Origin of the sequence: Kineosporia mesophila, from assembly GCF_021129235.1 — a bacterium.
In the GTDB taxonomy this organism is placed as follows: domain Bacteria; phylum Actinomycetota; class Actinomycetes; order Actinomycetales; family Kineosporiaceae; genus Kineosporia; species Kineosporia mesophila.
In genome coordinates this window covers 1-15,954 of sequence record NZ_JAJOMA010000002.1, presented here as the reverse complement: position 1 = coordinate 15,954, position 15,954 = coordinate 1, and the positions used below count along the sequence as shown (strand labels likewise).

The 15,954-nt window shown below is 69.4% G+C and carries 14 protein-coding genes, 1 pseudogene and 1 riboswitch; of the genes and pseudogenes, 9 read left to right on the top strand and 6 right to left on the bottom strand.

Features of this window, described 5'->3' with window-relative positions; all coding sequences use genetic code 11:
- Positions 1–98 precede the first annotated feature (98 nt).
- Positions 99–2,153, top strand: a complete 2,055-nt coding sequence (locus tag LR393_RS03085) for a sigma-70 family RNA polymerase sigma factor (RefSeq protein ID WP_231481438.1) — start codon at positions 99–101, stop codon at positions 2,151–2,153.
- Here the strand turns inward: LR393_RS03085 and LR393_RS03080 are convergent.
- A complete protein-coding gene (locus LR393_RS03080) occupies positions 2,147–3,457 on the bottom strand; it encodes an aspartate aminotransferase family protein (protein WP_231481437.1) in 1,311 nt (436 codons plus the stop codon). The genes LR393_RS03085 and LR393_RS03080 overlap by 7 nt on opposite strands.
- 14 nt (positions 3,458–3,471) lie before the next feature.
- Positions 3,472–3,693, bottom strand: coding sequence for a hypothetical protein (locus tag LR393_RS03075; protein ID WP_231481436.1), 222 nt, complete (start codon positions 3,691–3,693; stop codon positions 3,472–3,474).
- Between LR393_RS03075 and LR393_RS03070 the strand changes: the two are divergent.
- From LR393_RS03070 to LR393_RS03050, 5 genes and pseudogenes are all read left to right on the top strand, one after another.
- A pseudogene (locus tag LR393_RS03070) lies at positions 3,590–4,069 on the top strand (MFS transporter); the annotation flags it as partial. The gene LR393_RS03075 and the pseudogene LR393_RS03070 overlap by 104 nt on opposite strands.
- Positions 4,070–4,071: 2 nt before the next feature.
- Positions 4,072–4,962 carry a hypothetical protein gene (locus LR393_RS03065; protein WP_231481434.1) on the top strand — a complete coding sequence of 297 codons (891 nt, stop codon included), beginning with the start codon at positions 4,072–4,074 and terminating at the stop codon, positions 4,960–4,962.
- 3 nt (positions 4,963–4,965) lie between these two features.
- Positions 4,966–6,249: an amidohydrolase family protein gene (locus tag LR393_RS03060; protein WP_231481433.1), complete on the top strand. Its 1,284-nt coding sequence runs from the start codon at positions 4,966–4,968 to the stop codon at positions 6,247–6,249.
- 132 nt (positions 6,250–6,381) lie between these two features.
- Positions 6,382–7,182: a hypothetical protein gene (locus LR393_RS03055; protein ID WP_231481432.1), complete on the top strand. Its 801-nt coding sequence runs from the start codon at positions 6,382–6,384 to the stop codon at positions 7,180–7,182.
- A gap of 26 nt (positions 7,183–7,208) precedes the next feature.
- Complete coding sequence (locus tag LR393_RS03050; RefSeq protein WP_231481431.1) at positions 7,209–7,958, top strand: class I SAM-dependent methyltransferase; 750 nt, start codon at positions 7,209–7,211, stop codon at positions 7,956–7,958.
- Between the two features lie 36 nt (positions 7,959–7,994).
- Here the strand turns inward: LR393_RS03050 and LR393_RS03045 are convergent, their stop codons facing one another.
- On the bottom strand, positions 7,995–8,651 hold the full coding sequence (locus LR393_RS03045) for a hypothetical protein (protein WP_231481430.1): 657 nt from the start codon (positions 8,649–8,651) through the stop codon (positions 7,995–7,997).
- Between the two features lie 329 nt (positions 8,652–8,980).
- Here LR393_RS03045 and LR393_RS03040 point away from each other — a divergent pair, with 329 nt between their 5' ends.
- Positions 8,981–9,349, top strand: coding sequence for a hypothetical protein (locus LR393_RS03040; protein ID WP_231481429.1), 369 nt, complete (start codon positions 8,981–8,983; stop codon positions 9,347–9,349).
- A 66-nt stretch (positions 9,350–9,415) separates the two neighbouring features.
- Here LR393_RS03040 and fgd read toward each other — a convergent pair whose 3' ends face one another.
- Positions 9,416–10,420, bottom strand: coding sequence for a glucose-6-phosphate dehydrogenase (coenzyme-F420) (fgd, locus tag LR393_RS03035; RefSeq protein ID WP_345718881.1), 1,005 nt, complete (start codon positions 10,418–10,420; stop codon positions 9,416–9,418).
- A gap of 115 nt (positions 10,421–10,535) precedes the next feature.
- Between fgd and LR393_RS03030 the strand changes: the two genes are divergently transcribed.
- Positions 10,536–12,155 carry a methyl-accepting chemotaxis protein gene (locus LR393_RS03030; protein WP_231481427.1) on the top strand — a complete coding sequence of 540 codons (1,620 nt, stop codon included), beginning with the start codon at positions 10,536–10,538 and terminating at the stop codon, positions 12,153–12,155.
- A 4-nt stretch (positions 12,156–12,159) separates the two neighbouring features.
- Here LR393_RS03030 and LR393_RS03025 read toward each other — a convergent pair whose 3' ends face one another.
- Positions 12,160–12,750, bottom strand: a complete 591-nt coding sequence (locus LR393_RS03025; RefSeq protein WP_231481426.1) for a PH domain-containing protein — start codon at positions 12,748–12,750, stop codon at positions 12,160–12,162.
- A gap of 123 nt (positions 12,751–12,873) precedes the next feature.
- A riboswitch (cobalamin riboswitch) is annotated at positions 12,874–13,086 on the top strand.
- 134 nt (positions 13,087–13,220) lie between these two features.
- Between LR393_RS03025 and metE the strand changes: the two genes are divergently transcribed.
- Entirely contained in the window at positions 13,221–15,518 is a 2,298-nt protein-coding gene (metE, locus tag LR393_RS03020) for a 5-methyltetrahydropteroyltriglutamate--homocysteine S-methyltransferase (RefSeq protein WP_231481425.1), read from the top strand.
- A gap of 7 nt (positions 15,519–15,525) precedes the next feature.
- Here the strand turns inward: metE and LR393_RS03015 are convergent.
- Positions 15,526–15,954 (bottom strand): TSUP family transporter (locus LR393_RS03015; protein ID WP_231481424.1); only part of this gene is annotated, 429 nt, incomplete at its 5' end.

Below are 15,954 nucleotides of genomic sequence, written 5' to 3'. Positions count from 1 at the left end.
ATACTTTGCGCGACCGCTCCGTTACCGCCGTGTTTGCCGCCTTTACGAGTGCTGTGCCAGGATCAGCCGCCCCGAGGGGGCCCGGTGAAAGGCACACGATGACGAGCACAGGCTCCGGCACCGCCACCACCGATCTGGTGCTGCTGGCCCAGTCCGGCGACCGGGCAGCGCTCGACGAGCTCGTCACCACCCACCTGCCGCTGATCTACAACGTGGTCGGCCGGGCGCTGAACGGCGACAGCGATGTCGACGACCTGGTGCAGGACACCATGATGGGCATCATCCGGGGCCTTCCCGAGCTGCGGGAGCCCGGCCGGTTCCGCTCGTGGGCCGTGACCATCGCCTACCGCCGCATGCAGGAGCACTACCGGCAGCTGCATCGGACGAGCTACCGCACCGTGTTCCGCCGGGTCGAGGCCGACATCCCCGATCCGCAGGCCGACTTCGCCGAGCGCACCGTCTCCGAACTGGCCCTCCAGGGTCAGCGCCGCGAGCTGGCCCAGGCCGCGCGCTGGCTGGAGACGGCCGACCGGCAGCTGTTCTCGCTCTGGTGGCAAGAGAGTTCAGGCGAACTGACCCGCGCCGACCTGGCCCGGGCCATCGCCGCCACACCCCAGCACGCGGCCGTCCGGCTGCAGCGAATGCGGCAGCGCCTCGACGGCACCCGGGGTCTACTGCGGGCGCTGAACGCCCGCCCGCGCTGCCCGGATCTCGACGCCCTGGTGAAGATCTGGGACGGGCGCGCCGATTCCCGCTGGCGCAAGCGGCTGACCCGGCACACCCGCGACTGTGCGCAGTGCCGGCCCTACGCGCGTGATCTGGTGTCGGGCGAGTCGTTGTTGCAGGGCATCGGCCTGGTCGCCGTGCCGGCCGTCCTGCTGACGAGGCTGCCGGGCGCGGCGACCGTGAACGCGGTTGCCGTGGGCAAGGTCTCGTCCCTGCTCACGAGTGTCGCGGGTAAGGGCGCAGTGGTCGCGGGGGCGGCGGCGATCACGCTGGGTGGGGTGACCTATCCGCTCTGGACCGGCCCCTCGTCACCCGCGCCGGCCTCTCCCGGACTTTCCTCCCCCGCGCCCCACCCAACGGCACCGACCACCGCGGTGCCCACGACGTCCACCACCCCGACCCCGACGAGCACCCGCACCTACGCCGGGGTGAGCACCGCCGATCTGTATGTCGCGCCGAACGGCGACGACGACGCGCGGGGTTCGCGGGCGCAGCCGTTCGCCACCCTGGAGAAGGCGGTGTCCGTGGTGCGGCCGGGCCAGACGATCGCGCTGCGCCAGGGTGTCTACCGTTCGTCGCAGACGCTGCACATCGACACCTCCGGCACGGCGAAACGCCGCATCGTGCTCAGCGGTTACCGCGACGAGCGGCCGGTGCTCGACCTGTCGGGGCTGCCCCACGACCAGTGGGGCATCGTGCAGACCGGGGACTTCTGGACGGTACAGGGCCTGGAGATCACCCGGGGCCCCAGCCACGCCTACATGTGCGAGTCCTGCCACGACAATGTCTTCCGGCGTCTGGACAGTCACGGCAACGGGGCGTCCGGGCTGATGCTGCGGGGCGAGGGCACGTTCGGCAACCGGATCGCGAACAGCGATCTGCACGACAACCGCGACGGTCTCGGGATCATGTACGGCAACGGGGTGGGCAACCGGATCTCGGGCGTGCGCACCTACCGAAACCAGGTGGAGGGCCTGGATCTGGGCGGGTTCACGAGCCCGGTGACGGTGCGGGGCAGCTGGTCGTTCGGCAACGGCAACGGGTTCACGCTGGGCGGTGGCGGTACGGCCGTGCACGTCGCGCACGTGCTCACCGACAACGCGGCCTGGGACAACCGCGGCCTCGGGTTCAACGAGGAGGGTAACACCGGCGCCCTCGAACTGACGCGGAACACCGCCTACCGCAACGGTGTCGCGGGGTTCTGGCTACCGGACTCCCCGGCCGTGCTGACCCGGAACCTGGCCGCGCGAAACCCGGACGACGCCTTCTCCGCAAGCGCCCGGCAGGTGGACAACGACTGGACGGCGACCGGTTTCGCCTCCCTGGACCCGGCGGGTGCGGAGGCGGACCGCCGCCGCGACGGTTCGCTGCCCCGCACCCGTTTCCTGGTCACCGCCACCGCGCGGGGTGCCCGGATGAACTACTGACGGTTTCCGGAAAGCACCGATCTCAGGGCGTCTTCCAGGATGTCGACGCCCCGGTTCAGGTCTTCCGGCGTGATCGTCAGAGGTGGGGCGATCCGGAAGATCCCGCCCATACCGGGTAGCTGCACGATGTTCATGTGCAGCCCCCGTTCCAGGCAGGCGGTGGTGACGGCCGCGCCGAGCCGGTCGGCGGGGGCCTTGCTCTTCCGGTCGGTGACCAGCTCGATGCCCTGCAGCAGACCCCGGCCACGCACGTCGCCGACCACGTCGTACTTCTCACGAAGCCCGGAAAGTCTTTCCCGGAGCAGGTTCCCGAGAGTTACGGCGCGGTCCACCAGGCCGTCGCGCTCGATCACGCCGATCACGGTCAGCGCCACCGTGGCAGCCAGCGGGTCCGAGACGTGGGTGGTGAAGAACAGGAAACCCTTGTCGTGGCAGGTCTCCTCGATCTGGGCGGAGGTCATCACCACGGCCACCGGCAGGCCCGCGCCCAGGGTCTTCGAAAGCGTGAGGATGTCGGGCACGACGGCGTCCCTCTCGAAGGCGTACATCGTGCCGGTCCGGCCCAGGCCGGTCTGCGCCTCGTCGAGGATCATCAGCATGCCGCGTGCTCGACAGTGCTGCTGCAGGCGGGCCAGGTAGCCGGGCGGCAGCTCGATGATGCCGCCCGAGGAGAGGATCGGCTCGACCAGGCAGGCCGCCAGACTGCCCGCCGACTGCTGGTCGATCAGCTGGAATCCATAGTCCAGCTCGGCTTCCCAGTCGTACGACCCGTCGGGGCGACGGAACGGCGAGCGGTACGCGTTCGGTGTCGGTAGCGCCAGGTTGCCCGGCACCGGCGGCCCGTACCCGTGACGCCCGGCCGAGAAGGTGGCCGCTGCCGCGCCCGAGGTCATGCCGTGCCACGAGCGGTCGAAGGAGACGATCTCGTACCGGCCCGTGGACAGCTTGGCCATCTTGATCGCGGCCTCGTTCGACTCCGCGCCCGTGGTCAGCAGCAGCATGCGGTCCAGGCCGGCGGGCAGGGATCCGGCCAGGCGGGCGCCGAGCTCGACCACCGGCCGGCTCAGCATGCCCGAGTAGAGGTGCGTCAGGGTGCCGGCGGCCTCCCGGATCGCCGCCACCACGTCCGGATGGGCGTGCCCGAGCACGGCACTCATCTGGCCGGAGGTGAAGTCGAGGATCGCCCGGCCCTGCGCGTCGTGGACGTACGACCCGGCCGCGAACTCGATGATGCGCGGTGTGAAACTGCCGCCGTAGCGAATGAGGTGGTCTCCGGCCAGCTTCCAGAACTGATCGTCATCCATGCGGATACATGGAATCAGATGGGGGCGGGTTCGCCCAGGGCCTGGCGCATCTGGGCCCGGCACCGGGCGTAGGTCCCGAGGAGATCGACAGGACGGCCGGCCTCCACCGAGTCGGCCCAGGTGTTCAGGGCGATGCGGACCGGGACGGCGGCGGCCTCGGCGAGCATCCGGGCCCGGATCCCGTCGGGTTCGCCCGTCAGCCGGGTCAGGCGCGCGATCCGCACCGGCCCTCTCATCGCCCTCCTGGTCTGCGCGGCCTTCGTCGTGATCCTGAACGAGACGATCATGGGCGTCGCCCTGCCCGACCTGATGATCGAGTTCTCCGTACCGGCCACCACCGCCCGGTGGCTCACGACGGCCTTCCTGCTGACCATGGCCATCGTCATCCCGATCGGCGGCCGGCTACGCACCCGCCTGCCGCTGCGCACCGTCTTCGTCGTCGCGATGGGCAGCTTCTCTTGGGGGACGCTCCTGGCGGGGTTCGCCCCGGTTTTCGGTGTGCTGGTGCTGGCCCGGGTGGTGCAGGCCGTCGGCACCGCCCTGACGATGCCCCTGCTGCTGACCACCCTCCTCAACGTGGCGCCCGCCGAGCGCCGCGGCCGGATGATGGGCAGGTGGCCGGGGCCGCCGACACGGCCCTGTTCGTCACGGTGATGGCCCGCACGTCCGCCGCCTCGGAGAACGACGGCTTCGGCCTGATGACCAGCGTGGCCGACGAGGTGCACGCGGCCCTGATGTGGGGCGGCATCATCTCCACCGTCGCCGTGGTGCCGGCCCTGCTCGTGCGCCGGCCCGGCTCGTGTGCCGGCCCTGCTCGTGCGCCGGCCCTGCTCGTGCGCCGGCCCTGCTCGTGCGCCGGCCCCGTCCGGTCGTGGTGCCGGACGTGTCCTGATCCCATCCGAGATCCCATCCGACGCGCCCGTACCACCCGCGGATGGTGGACGGGCGCGTCGGCGTTTTGCACACTTGCGCGCATGACGCGCTCAGGACCGGCCCAGGGTTTCTCGCTGTGCAACCCGGACAACGACCGGCCGTCCGACCTGCCGCGGCTGTTGCGGCGGCTGGCCGACCGCATCGACGACCTCGACCTGGACCCGGTGGAGATCCTCGACATGACCGTGCACCAGGAGACCACCGGGGACGGGCCGCGCTGGTGGGCGACCGTCTACTTCGCCACCGAAGCCCTCGATCCCGTCGACCTCACCGAGACGGCCGTACTTTTCGACAGCGCCGACCTACGGGAGCACACCGAGCACCGCCGCACCGAGCCAGGTCACCTCGAACACAGTCATCTCGCACACGGTCGCCCCGAGCCCGGCAACACTGGTCGCGGCGTCGCCGAACGCGACCTCCCCGAACGCGACCTCCCCGAACGCGACCTCCCCGAACGCGACCTCCCCGAAGGCAGCCTGAGCGAACGCAGCCTTCCCGAAGCCAGCCTGAACGAACGCAGCCTCCCCGAACGCCCCGTCACCGGCTGGCCCCTCACCGGCCGGACCAGCTGATCCATGCCTCCCACCGGCCCCCAAACCACGACCGGCTCCCGAACCGCGATCAACCCGCGAACCACGACCAATCTCCTGGCCACAGTCGATCCTCTGACCACAGCCGATCCCCTGGTCACGCCCGATGACCTGCGTGCCGCGATCGACCGGATCCCGCTCGTCGACCATCACGTGCACAGCGTCGTGGGCGAGAACCTCACCGAGGCCGAGCTCGAGGTCGCCCTCACCGAGGCCTACCTGCCCCCGGCCCGACCCGCCACGGTGTTCGACTCGCAGCTGGGTTTCGCCGTGCGCAACTGGTGCGCCCCGCTGCTCGGCCTGCCCGCGTTCACCTCCCCCGCCGCCTACGTGGCCCGCCGCGCCGAACTCGGCCCGGACGAGGTGAACCGGCGCTTCCTGACCGCCGCCGGGGCGAGCGACCTGCTGGTCGACATCGGGTACGCCGGCGATCGCCTGATTCCCGACGCCGAGCTGGCCCGGCTGAGTGGCACCCACGTACGGACGTTGTTGCGCCTGGAGTCGATCGCCGAACGCTGGATCTCCTCGGACCTGGAAGGGCTGGCCTCGCTGGACGCCCTTCTACGGGAATCAGCCTCGTCCGCCGTGGGATTCAAGAGCGTGGCGGCCTACCGGGGCGGACTGCGGCTTCCCGCCGAGCCGCCCGCGGCGCAGGACGTCGAGATCGCCCTGCGGGCCTGGCGGGACACCGTCAGCACACGGGACGCCCCGCCCCGCCTGACCGACCGGACCATTCTGCGACACCTCATCTGGTGGGCCCTGCGCGACGGCCGGCCCCTCCAGTTCCACACCGGCTTCGGCGATCCCGACCTGTTGCTCCGCGAGTCCGATCCCCTTGCGCTGCAAGACCTTCTAGTGCGCGCAGCCGACCTCGGCGGCCCGGTCGTGCTGCTGCACACCTACCCGTTCGTGCGGCACGCCGGCTACCTCGCGGCCGTCCTCCCCCACGTCTACTTCGACGTTGGGCTGACCTCGAACCACATCGGCACCTCGGCCGTGACCGCCGTGCGGGAGGCCCTGGAACTGACCCCCTTCGGCAAGCTCCTCTACTCCAGCGACGGCATCGGCCTGCCCGAACTGACCTTCCTCGGAGCCCGGCAGTGGCGCGCGGCGACGACCGCGGTCCTGACCGAGAACATGCGCGACCACGGCTGGCCGGCCGGGGAATGCCTGCGCGTCGCCGAGCTCATCGGTCGCGGCAACGCCCAGGCGATCTACGGGCTGACCGACCAGGACAGCTACCCGGCACCCGGACCCGAAGAAGATTGACGCCTGCACCGCAGTTCGCCCTCGCCATTTCGCACGATCGACGAGTACAAATCAACCCCTACAGGACGGCCCGCGGGCGCGCACCGCGCTTTTCACCGGACCGACTGGCGCGAGTGACATTCATTCGTCGGCGTGGGGGCGGTCATGGAGCCGGATCAAAGGGGTCGCACTGATACCGGGCTGGAAATCATTCTGGTGTCACTGGCCTTGGTGCTGAGCATTTTCTCGGTCTGGCTCTCGTCCTGGGACCCGCTGTGGAAATGGATGCACATCACCGATATGGAGCTGAGAACCTCACTCGGTTCGACGCTGTCCATCATTTTCCTGCTGTCGGGGTTCCTGCCGGCGCTTCTACTCCAGAATGACCGTCTGGGCCGCCGGATCGAGACGCGATGCGACGAGATCGTCCGGGATATCGCGACCTCGGTCCCGCAGTTGCACGGGTTCCAGATCATGGACAGCGAAGAGTCCTACGACTACCTGGCTCGTAACCTTCCACACGCCCAAAGGGTCTGGAACACCAGGCTGGGCGACTCCTGGGACACCTCCAGGTACGGGTCGGCGAGCGCGAGGCACTACCGGACCGCCCTGGAGGTGGCGATCAATCAGGGCCTTCAATTCCGCGAAGTCATCAGCGCATCCTGGGCGAAGGATGCCGAGAAGATTGTGCAGGCCACCCGGAAACGACCCGATCACCCGTACAGCTTTACCGTCGTCAGGGACAGTGCCCTGCCCATGCTGAATTTCATAGTTCTGCATTACCCGGACAACCGCAAGGAAGTACTGGCGGGGTGGCTCGACTCGCGGACATCACGCCCCGAGCAGGACAGCATGCTGTTCCGGGATCCGCGAATCGTGGGATACTTCCAGACCTGGTGGGACGAGATCCACCGAACTGCTGAACCAAGGAACAGCTCAGCCAGATCTGACTGACTCATCCCGGTGCGCAGGAGGTTTCAATGCTGGAAGACTTCGAGAAGCTCGTGCGCCTCTCCCCGTCCCTGGACGAGAATCAGGCCGAATACTTCCTCTTCGGCGAGCCGGAGAAGGCCGAAAAAATCAGGGTCCAGGATTATTCCAGAACCTACCGAACTCCCGGCCTCTATGAGTACGTCGTCCAAGGACTTCTGGACTGCCGCTCCCCCGCCACAGCGGCGTACGGCCTCCTGCAACAAGCCAAGGATTCGGCAATCCTGGCCTCGGCCCTGAACGCGTTGGACCTGGGCGCAGGCACGGGAATTGTCGGGTCTCTCCTCCAGGAGGCAGGGGTGAGCACGATCGTGGGCATCGACTACACACCCGAGGCCAAGGAGGCAACGGAGAGAGATCGGGCAGGCGTTTACCGCGCCTACCTCGTGACCGACGTGGAGGACGGGGACGAGGCCGCGCGTCGGGCCTTCTCCGACATCGAGCTGAACTGTCTCGTCTCCGCCGGTGCACTGGGGGGCGGCCACCTGACCCCGATCGGCCTGGGACGTGCTCTGAATCTTCTATCCCGGCCGGCACCCTTCGCCATCACCGTGCGAAGCGACATGCTCGACGAGGACTCGAGCGAGGGCTTCGGTGCTTTCTTCGCCCGGGCCGCAGCCGATCGGGAACTATCGCTTTCCGAGCGCCGCCCTTTCCGCCACCGCCTCACGGCCGAAGGGAAGGAGATCATGTTCTCCCTGGTTCGAGGCGTTGCCCATACCCAGGTGACCATCGGCTGACGGGGGGCCAGGCACACAGCACCCGACCTAAGCCCCTCAGGCTGCTGCCCGGGCCTCCCACAAGCTCGTGAATGCCTCGGCCTCCGAGCGCACGTAGGCGTTCAGCATGCGCACGTCGCGCGTGCGGCTCAGGGCGAAACCGGTGGTGCCCGAGCGCACGTCGATGATGCGGGGTGTGGCGTCGCAGCCGATCGCGCGCAGGGCCTCGCCCATGATGACCAGGGCGCCGTCGGCCGTGGACTGGGTCAGGCGGTTGGCCTTGAGGTGCAGGAACCAGGCCTCCAGCAGGCCGTTACGGCGCTCGACCAGCAGGTGCGGCGACACGGTGACGCGCAGGTTGCCGTGCCGCCAGGCGCCGGTCGGGGCCGCGAAGACGTTCACCGGGCCCACCCGGCGGCGCACCGCGAGCATGCCCTCCTGGATCTCGGCGTAGTGCGTGGCCTGCCCCCGGCAGCGCCGGTCGGTCTCGGAGCGGTCCTGCGCCCGGGTGACGGCGACGTCGAGCTCGTAGCGCAGCCGGTCGCGACGCAGACCGGTGGCGATCGCCGTGACGATCGGGTCGTAGTAGCGCCACGGATGGCGCGTCGGGTCTTCGTACATGGCCCGCAGCTGCACGGGCACACGCCCGCGCTGGGCCCCCGGCGTACTGATGAACGCAATGATTGACGGAAGCGACGTCTTGATCTCGGACATCCCCAGGCCCCTGTCTCCCGATCCCCTCGAACAGTCTCCATCCTATCGCAAAATCGAACATTTGTTCGAAGAATTTCCACCCAAAGCCGCCGGAAGCGTCATCAGTCGGGCCTGTGACCTGCGTAATTCACAGCCAGTTCCCTCACGAACACCTGGAGTCGCAGCTACCCTCGAACAGCCGATCGTTTACCTGGCCGAACTGCCGAAGGTGACACCAGAGAGTCATCTGGCAGCCGGGCCCGTTCTGGATCGGCCGGCGTCTCCGCACCACGGAACCGCAACCGCGCTCCACCAGCCCCGACCGCCACGGCCGGAAGGAAGAGGAATACGTGTCCAACATCGACACCGTCCTGAAAGATGCCATGCAGATCGACGGGGCCATCGGCGTCGCTCTCGTGGACCACACCAGTGGCATGACTCTCGGTCAGGCCGGGGGCAACACCCTGAACCTCGAAGTGGCGGCGGCCGGTAACACCGAGGTCGTGCGGGCCAAGCTGCGCACCATGGACGCCCTGCGCCTGCGCGAGAACATCGAGGACATCCTGATCACGCTGGACACCCAGTACCACCTGATCCGCCTGATCACCGACAAGTCCGGTGCCGGCCTGTTCCTCTACCTGGCCCTGGACAAGCAGCGCTCGAACCTGGCGATGGCCCGGCACAAGCTGGCCAACCTGGAGCGCACCATCGAGATCTGAGCCACCTTCCCCACGCAGCGAACCGGCCGGGTCCTTCCCGGCCGGTTCGCTGGTGGACCGCGACGATCAGATCTTGCGCAGCAGCGGCACGACGTCCTGGGTGAACTGGGTGAGGAAGCGCTCCTGGTTGTGGCCGGGGGCGTGGAACACCAGGTGGGTGAACCCGGCGTCGGTGTAGTTCTTCACCGCGGCCACCACCTCGTCCGGGTCGGAGGCCACGATCCAGCGCTTGGCCACCTGCTCGATCGGCAGCTCGTCGGCCAGGCGCGCCATCTCGACCGGGTCGTGCACCGACGCCTTCTGCTCCGGCGAGAGCGACAGCGGTGCCCAGAAGCGGGTGTTCTCCAGGGCCTGGGCCGGGTCCTCGTCGAAGCTCAGCTTGATCTCGATGGTCTTGTCGATCGCCTCGAAGGGCCGCTGCGACGCCTCCAGCCCCTCCTTCAGGGCCGGTAGCAGGGTCTCCTCGTAGAGGCCCATGCCCTTGCCCGAGGTGCAGATGTACCCGTCGCCCGCGCGCCCGGCGTACTTGGTCACGCCCGGCCCGCCACCGGCGATGTAGATCGGCACCGGCTGCTCCGGCCGGTCGTACACGGTGGCGTCGTGCAGGCGGTAGTACTCGCCCTCGAACGTCACCCGCTCTTCCGACCACAGCTGCTTGATCAGGCGCACCGCCTCGCGCAGACGGGCGAAGCGCTCGCGGGTCTCCGGGAAGTTCACCCCCACAGCCGTCTCGTTCAGGGCCTCACCGGTACCGATGCCCAGGATCGCCCGGCCCGGGGCCAGACAGCCCAGGGTGGCGAACGCCTGGGCGATCACGGCCGGGTTGTAGCGCAGGGTGGGCGTGAGCACGCTCGTGCCCAGCTGCACCCGCTGTGTCCGGGCCGCCACCCAGGGCAGCCACACCAGGGCCGAGGGGGCGTGCCCGTCGACGTGCCGCCACGGCTGGAAGTGGTCGGAGATCCACACCGAGTCCAGGCCCTGGTCCTCGGCCTGCACGGCGAAGTCCGCCAGCTGACCGGGGGCGAACTGCTCTGCCGACGCCTTGTAACCGAACTTCACGCGTGACCTCACTCTTCTGTTCAAAGAATCTTCTTCGTCAACCTAGATCGCGACCCGGGCGCCTTCAACCTGTCACGCCGGATGCCGATGCCACATCCCGTATAGCCGTTCAGTCTGGGGGAACCTGATGGCCCTTGCGGGTGTTCCGACGTCCCGTCGCGCGTTTCGTCTCGCCGACCTGGGCGTGAGTGCCAAGGTGCTCGCCGCGGTCCTGGCCGCCGCACTTATCGCCGTCATCGTCTGGGTGACCGGATTCGTCGGCCTGAAACAGACCAGCGACGCCGCCAACCTGATCGCGACCAGCAACGTCGCGAGCATCAAGGCGGTCGGGGCGGTGCGGGCCCAGTTCATCCAGACCAACCTCGACTCGACCAACCAGGCCCTGTCGCGGAACCCGGACACGGCCAAGAAGTTCAGCGCCTCCTTCACCCAGGACCTGACGAGCTTCGACACCGCGCTCCAGTCGTACCGCGACAGTTTCCCGGCCGGCAGCCCGGCCGCGATCGACAAGCTGGCCAGCACCTGGCAGTCGTACGTCACCATCGCCCGTGACCAGCTCCTGCCTCTGGGCACCGCCAACAACCTGGACCAGTGGGCCACGGTCCGGGACGAGAAGGTTCAGCCCATCGTCACGTCGCTCACCGGGCAGCTGTCCGACCTGGACACCATCGAGCAGGCCGATGCGAGGAAGAACGCCGCCCACGCCGTCACCGTCTTCCGCACCAGCCGGAACATCTCGGCCGCCGTGCTGTTCATCGGCCTGATCGTGGCCCTGGGCGTAGGAACGCTCGTCGCCCGGACGATCGTGCGCTCGCTGCACCGGGTGCGCGTCGTGTGCGAGTCCCTGGCCGGTGGCGACCTGACCCACACCACCGGGCTGACCAGCCACGACGAACCCGGTCAGATGGGCCGGGCCCTCGACGCCGCCATCGGCACCCTGCGCCAGACCGTGCGCACGATCGGAGACTCCGCGGCGTCGCTGGCCGGTGCGGCCGAGCAGCTCACCGGCACGGCCTCGCAGATCGCCGCGTCCGCGCAGTCCACGTCGGACCGCTCGCAGGTGGTGTCGGAGGCCGCGGACATGATCTCCCGCAGCGTGGACACGGTTGCCGCCGGTGGCGAGGAGATGGGCGCCGCCATCCGGGAGATCTCGCAGAACGCCGCCCAGGCCGCGCAGGTCGCCGCCGAGGCCGTGCGCCTGACCGAGACCACGTCCCAGACCATGCACCAGCTCGGCGAGTCGTCGGTGGAGATCGGCAACATCGTCAAGGTGATCACCTCGATCGCCGAGCAGACCAACCTGCTGGCCCTCAACGCCACCATCGAGGCGGCCCGGGCCGGGGAGGCGGGCAAGGGCTTCGCGGTGGTCGCGGACGAGGTGAAACAGCTGGCCCAGGAGACCGCCCGGGCCACCGAGGACATCTCGAACCGCGTACAGACCATCCAGGCCGACACCAGCGGATCGGTCGGGGCCATCAGCGAGGTGGCCGAGGTGATCTCGCGGATCAGCGAGTTCCAGACCACCATCGCCTCGGCGGTCGAGGAGCAGAGCGCCACCACCGCCGAGATGAACCGCAGCGTCACCGAGGCCGCCGACGGCACCGGTGAGGTGTCGCGCAACATCGGCGGGGTGGCCGAGGCCGCGGCCGCGACCAGTCAGGGCGCGATCGAGACCCAGGCCGCCACGGCCGACCTGGCCCGGATGTCGGCCCAGCTCAACGGGATCGTGGCCGGGTTCCGACTGTGAGACCTCAGTCTTTACGGCGCCACCAGGCGTCTTCGGGCTCCGTCACCGGCACCCGCGAGCTGCGCGCGCCCTTGGTCAGGCGGGGCTCGCCCGGGGCGAAGATGAGCTGCGAGATCTGCTGGTAGTGCAGGTCGGAGTCGGGGATGTAGTTGATGGTGCTCAGCGCCTGGTCCTGACCGGCGGACTCCATCACGAACTTGCCGTAGCCGAAGACCTGGCCCGTCACCGTGCGGTCGTACCGCATGTCGGTGACCTTCGACATCGGCATGATGTCGACCTTGCGGGTGACGACGCCGTGCACGAGCATCAGCCGTTTGTCGGTCGCCACGACCAGCTCGTACCACCACTCCCAGGCCACCAGGATCAGACGGGAGAGCAACAGCAGCCAGCCCACCGTCAGGATGGTCGACACCGGCTCCCCGACCCGGCCACCCACCACGGCCAGCAGCAGAAGACCGAGCATCGTCGTCAGGAACGGCTCGGCGAGAACCACCCAGTGCCGGCGCAGGAGGAAGACGATCTCCTCGCTCGGGACCAGATAGCGATCCAGTTCCTTGGGCACCCCCGGCCCGTACCGCTCAGAAAACCCAGCCATGTAGCGGACCATAAGTCGTTTTGGCCGCTTACACACCCCTTGTTGCCATGCGGGTACATTCTGCTTCCCGTCCGCAGGGCGAGAATGAGGGACGACGATGGGCACCGAACGCTGCGGCCCGCCTATAGTCGCCTGGTTGCTGGTTCGTCGTGCCCGCCAGGTACGCCGTCGTAAGAGGGAACCCGGTGCGATTCCGGGACTGCCCCGCAGCGGTGAGCGGGAACGACCGCCGTCATGAGCACTGGGTGCAAGAGTGTCCGGGAAGCGACGGCCAGTAGGTACGCCGGAAGGCGTGTGCCCGCGAGTCCGAAGACCTGCCAGTGACGCCGTGGGCCGTCGGCCCGCGGGTGACCGGTGGGCCTCGTGGGCGGGCTTCGGCGGACCTCACCCCGGTCCGGGGTGCTGATCCGTGCTGTTCCGTGCCGCCTGACGAGCCCTCGGTCGTGACCGAGCTCGCGAGGAGAGAGCACGTGACCAGTACGAGTTTTTCCGGCAGTCCCCTGCCCGCCACCGTCCTGGGGTATCCCCGGATCGGCCGTGACCGCGCGATGAAGAAGGCGATCGAGGCCTACTGGCGCGGTGAGCTGAGCGCCTACAACCTCGAGCGCACCCTGGTGGCGCAGCGCCGGGAGGTCTTCGAGACCCTGAGGGCCGCCGGCCTGACCGACGTCCCTTGCAGCGACTTCTCGCTCTACGACCAGGTGCTCGACACCCTCTGCCTGGTCGGGGCGGTACCGGAGCGGCACCGGGCGGTGACCGGCGACCTGGAGCGCTACTTCGCGATGGCCCGGGGCACGGCCGACGTGGCCCCGCTGGAGATGACGAAGTGGTTCGACACGAATTACCACTACCTGGTGCCGGAGCTGCGCCCCGACAGCACCTTCACGCTCGACCTGAGCAAGCCGCGCCGTGAGTACCAGCAGGCCCGCACGCTGGGCCTGGCCGCCCGGCCGGTGCTCGTGGGGCCGGTGACCTTCCTGCGGCTGGCCAAACCGGCACCCGGCGTGGACCCGGACTTCGACCCGATGACGTTGCTCGAGGAGCTACTGCCCGTCTACGAGCAGGCCCTCACCGAGTTCGCGGCCGAGGGGGTGTCGTGGGTGCAGCTGGACGAGCCGGTGCTGGCGCAGGACCAGCCGCCGACGGTGCTCGACGCCTTCGCCACGGCCGTCGACCGGCTCGGGACCCTCGGGGACCGGCCGAAGCTGCTGCTGGCCACCTATTTCGGGGTGGTGCGGGAGGCGTTGCCGCTGCTGCGGGACGCCCCGGTCGAGGGGGTCGCGCTGGACCTCACCGGCCCGGGCGCCGCGAACGTCGGGGAACTCGCCGCCGTGGGCGGCCTGCCCGGCAAGCGCCTGGTGGCCGGGGTGGTGGACGGCCGCAACGTCTGGGCCGCCGACCTGCGCCGGCAGCTCGGGCTCCTGGCCACGCTGCACGGCCTGGCCGACGAGATCGTGGTCTCGTCGTCCTGCTCCCTCCTGCACGTCCCTCTCGACGTGAGCCTCGAGACCGATCTGGCGCCCGACGTCCGCAGCTGGTTCGCCTTCGCCCGCCAGAAGCTCGACGAGGTGGTGCTGCTGGCCCGCGGCATCACCGCCGGCCCGGAGACGATCACGGCCGAACTGGCGCGCAACCAGCAGGTTCTCGAGAACCGCCGGGCCTCGCCGGTGACCAGCGATCCGCGGGTGCGCGAGCGCGCCGCGCAGGTGTCGGCGGCCGACGCGCGCCGGGCCCACTCCTACCCGGAACGGGCGGCCCGGCAGGCGGAACGACTGAACCTCCCGGGTCTGCCGACCACCACGATCGGCTCGTTCCCGCAGACCCGGGCCCTGCGCCGGGCCCGGGCGAACTGGCGCCGCGGCGAACTGTCCCGCCCGGACTACGTGCAGCGGATGCGCGCCGAGGTGGAGCACGTGATCCGGCTCCAGGAGACGCTGGGCCTGGACGTGCTGGTGCACGGCGAGCCCGAGCGCAACGACATGGTGCAGTACTTCGCCGAGCAGCTGGAGGGTTTCGTGACCACCCGGCACGGGTGGGTGCAGTCGTACGGGACCCGCTACGTGCGTCCACCCGTGATCGTGGGTGACGTCTCGCGCCCGGAACCGATGACGGTGGAATGGACCTCGTACGCCCAGTCGCTCACCGACCGGCCGGTGAAGGGCATGCTGACCGGGCCGGTGACGATGCTGTGCTGGTCGTTCGTGCGCGACGACCAGCCGCCGGCGCAGACCGCCCGGCAGGTGGCCCTGGCCCTGCGCGACGAGGTCGCCGATCTGGAGGCCGCCGGCACCGCCGTGATCCAGGTGGACGAGCCGGCCCTGCGGGAAGGTCTGCCGCTGCGGGTGTCCGAGCGGGACGACTACCTGAGCTGGGCCACGGAGGCGTTCCGGCTGACCACGAGCGGGGTGCGCGACGACACCCAGGTGCACACCCACATGTGCTACGCCGAGTTCGGTGAGATCCTCGCGGCCGTGATCGATCTCGACACCGACGTGATCAGCATGGAGGCCGCCCGGTCGCACATGTCGATCGCCGCGGACCTGTCCGGTGCCGGCTACCCCTCGGGCGTCGGGCCGGGGGTGTACGACATTCACTCACCGCGGGTGCCCGGCCGTGAGGAGATCATTGAGATGCTGCGCTGGGCGTTGGATCACGTGCCGGCCGGACGGCTGTGGGTGAACCCGGACTGCGGCCTCAAGACCCGTGACGAGACCGAGGTGAAGTCGTCGCTGGCCAACCTGGTGGCAGCGGCGGAGAGCCTGCGGTAGCCCTTGTTCAGGTAAAGGCCGTCACCAGCAGCAGGGTCCCGCCGACCGCCGCGATGAGCAGGGTGATCCATCGCACCACGGCCGGCGGGACCCGGTGCACGAACGGCAGGGACACCGCTGTTCCCACCCCGAGACCCACCGCTGACCAGGCCATCTCGCCCAGGTCGGCGGTGTCGGGCAGACCCAGGGCGATCAGGGTCAGCAGGTTGAGGGGCAGGGAGTAGGCCTGGAGGGTGGCGCTGGTCTGCGCGGGAGGCCAGCGCCGCGCCGCCGCGAACAGCGCCACCGGCGGCCCGGCCGCCCCCGCGAGCACGTTGAGTGACCCGCTGAGACCACCGGCGACGACCGCGCCGGAGCGGCCCTCGAAGAAGGGCAGGCGCCGGCCCGCCGCGGGCCCGGGGGGGGGCGCCCGGGGACCCCCAACCCCCCCCCCCCC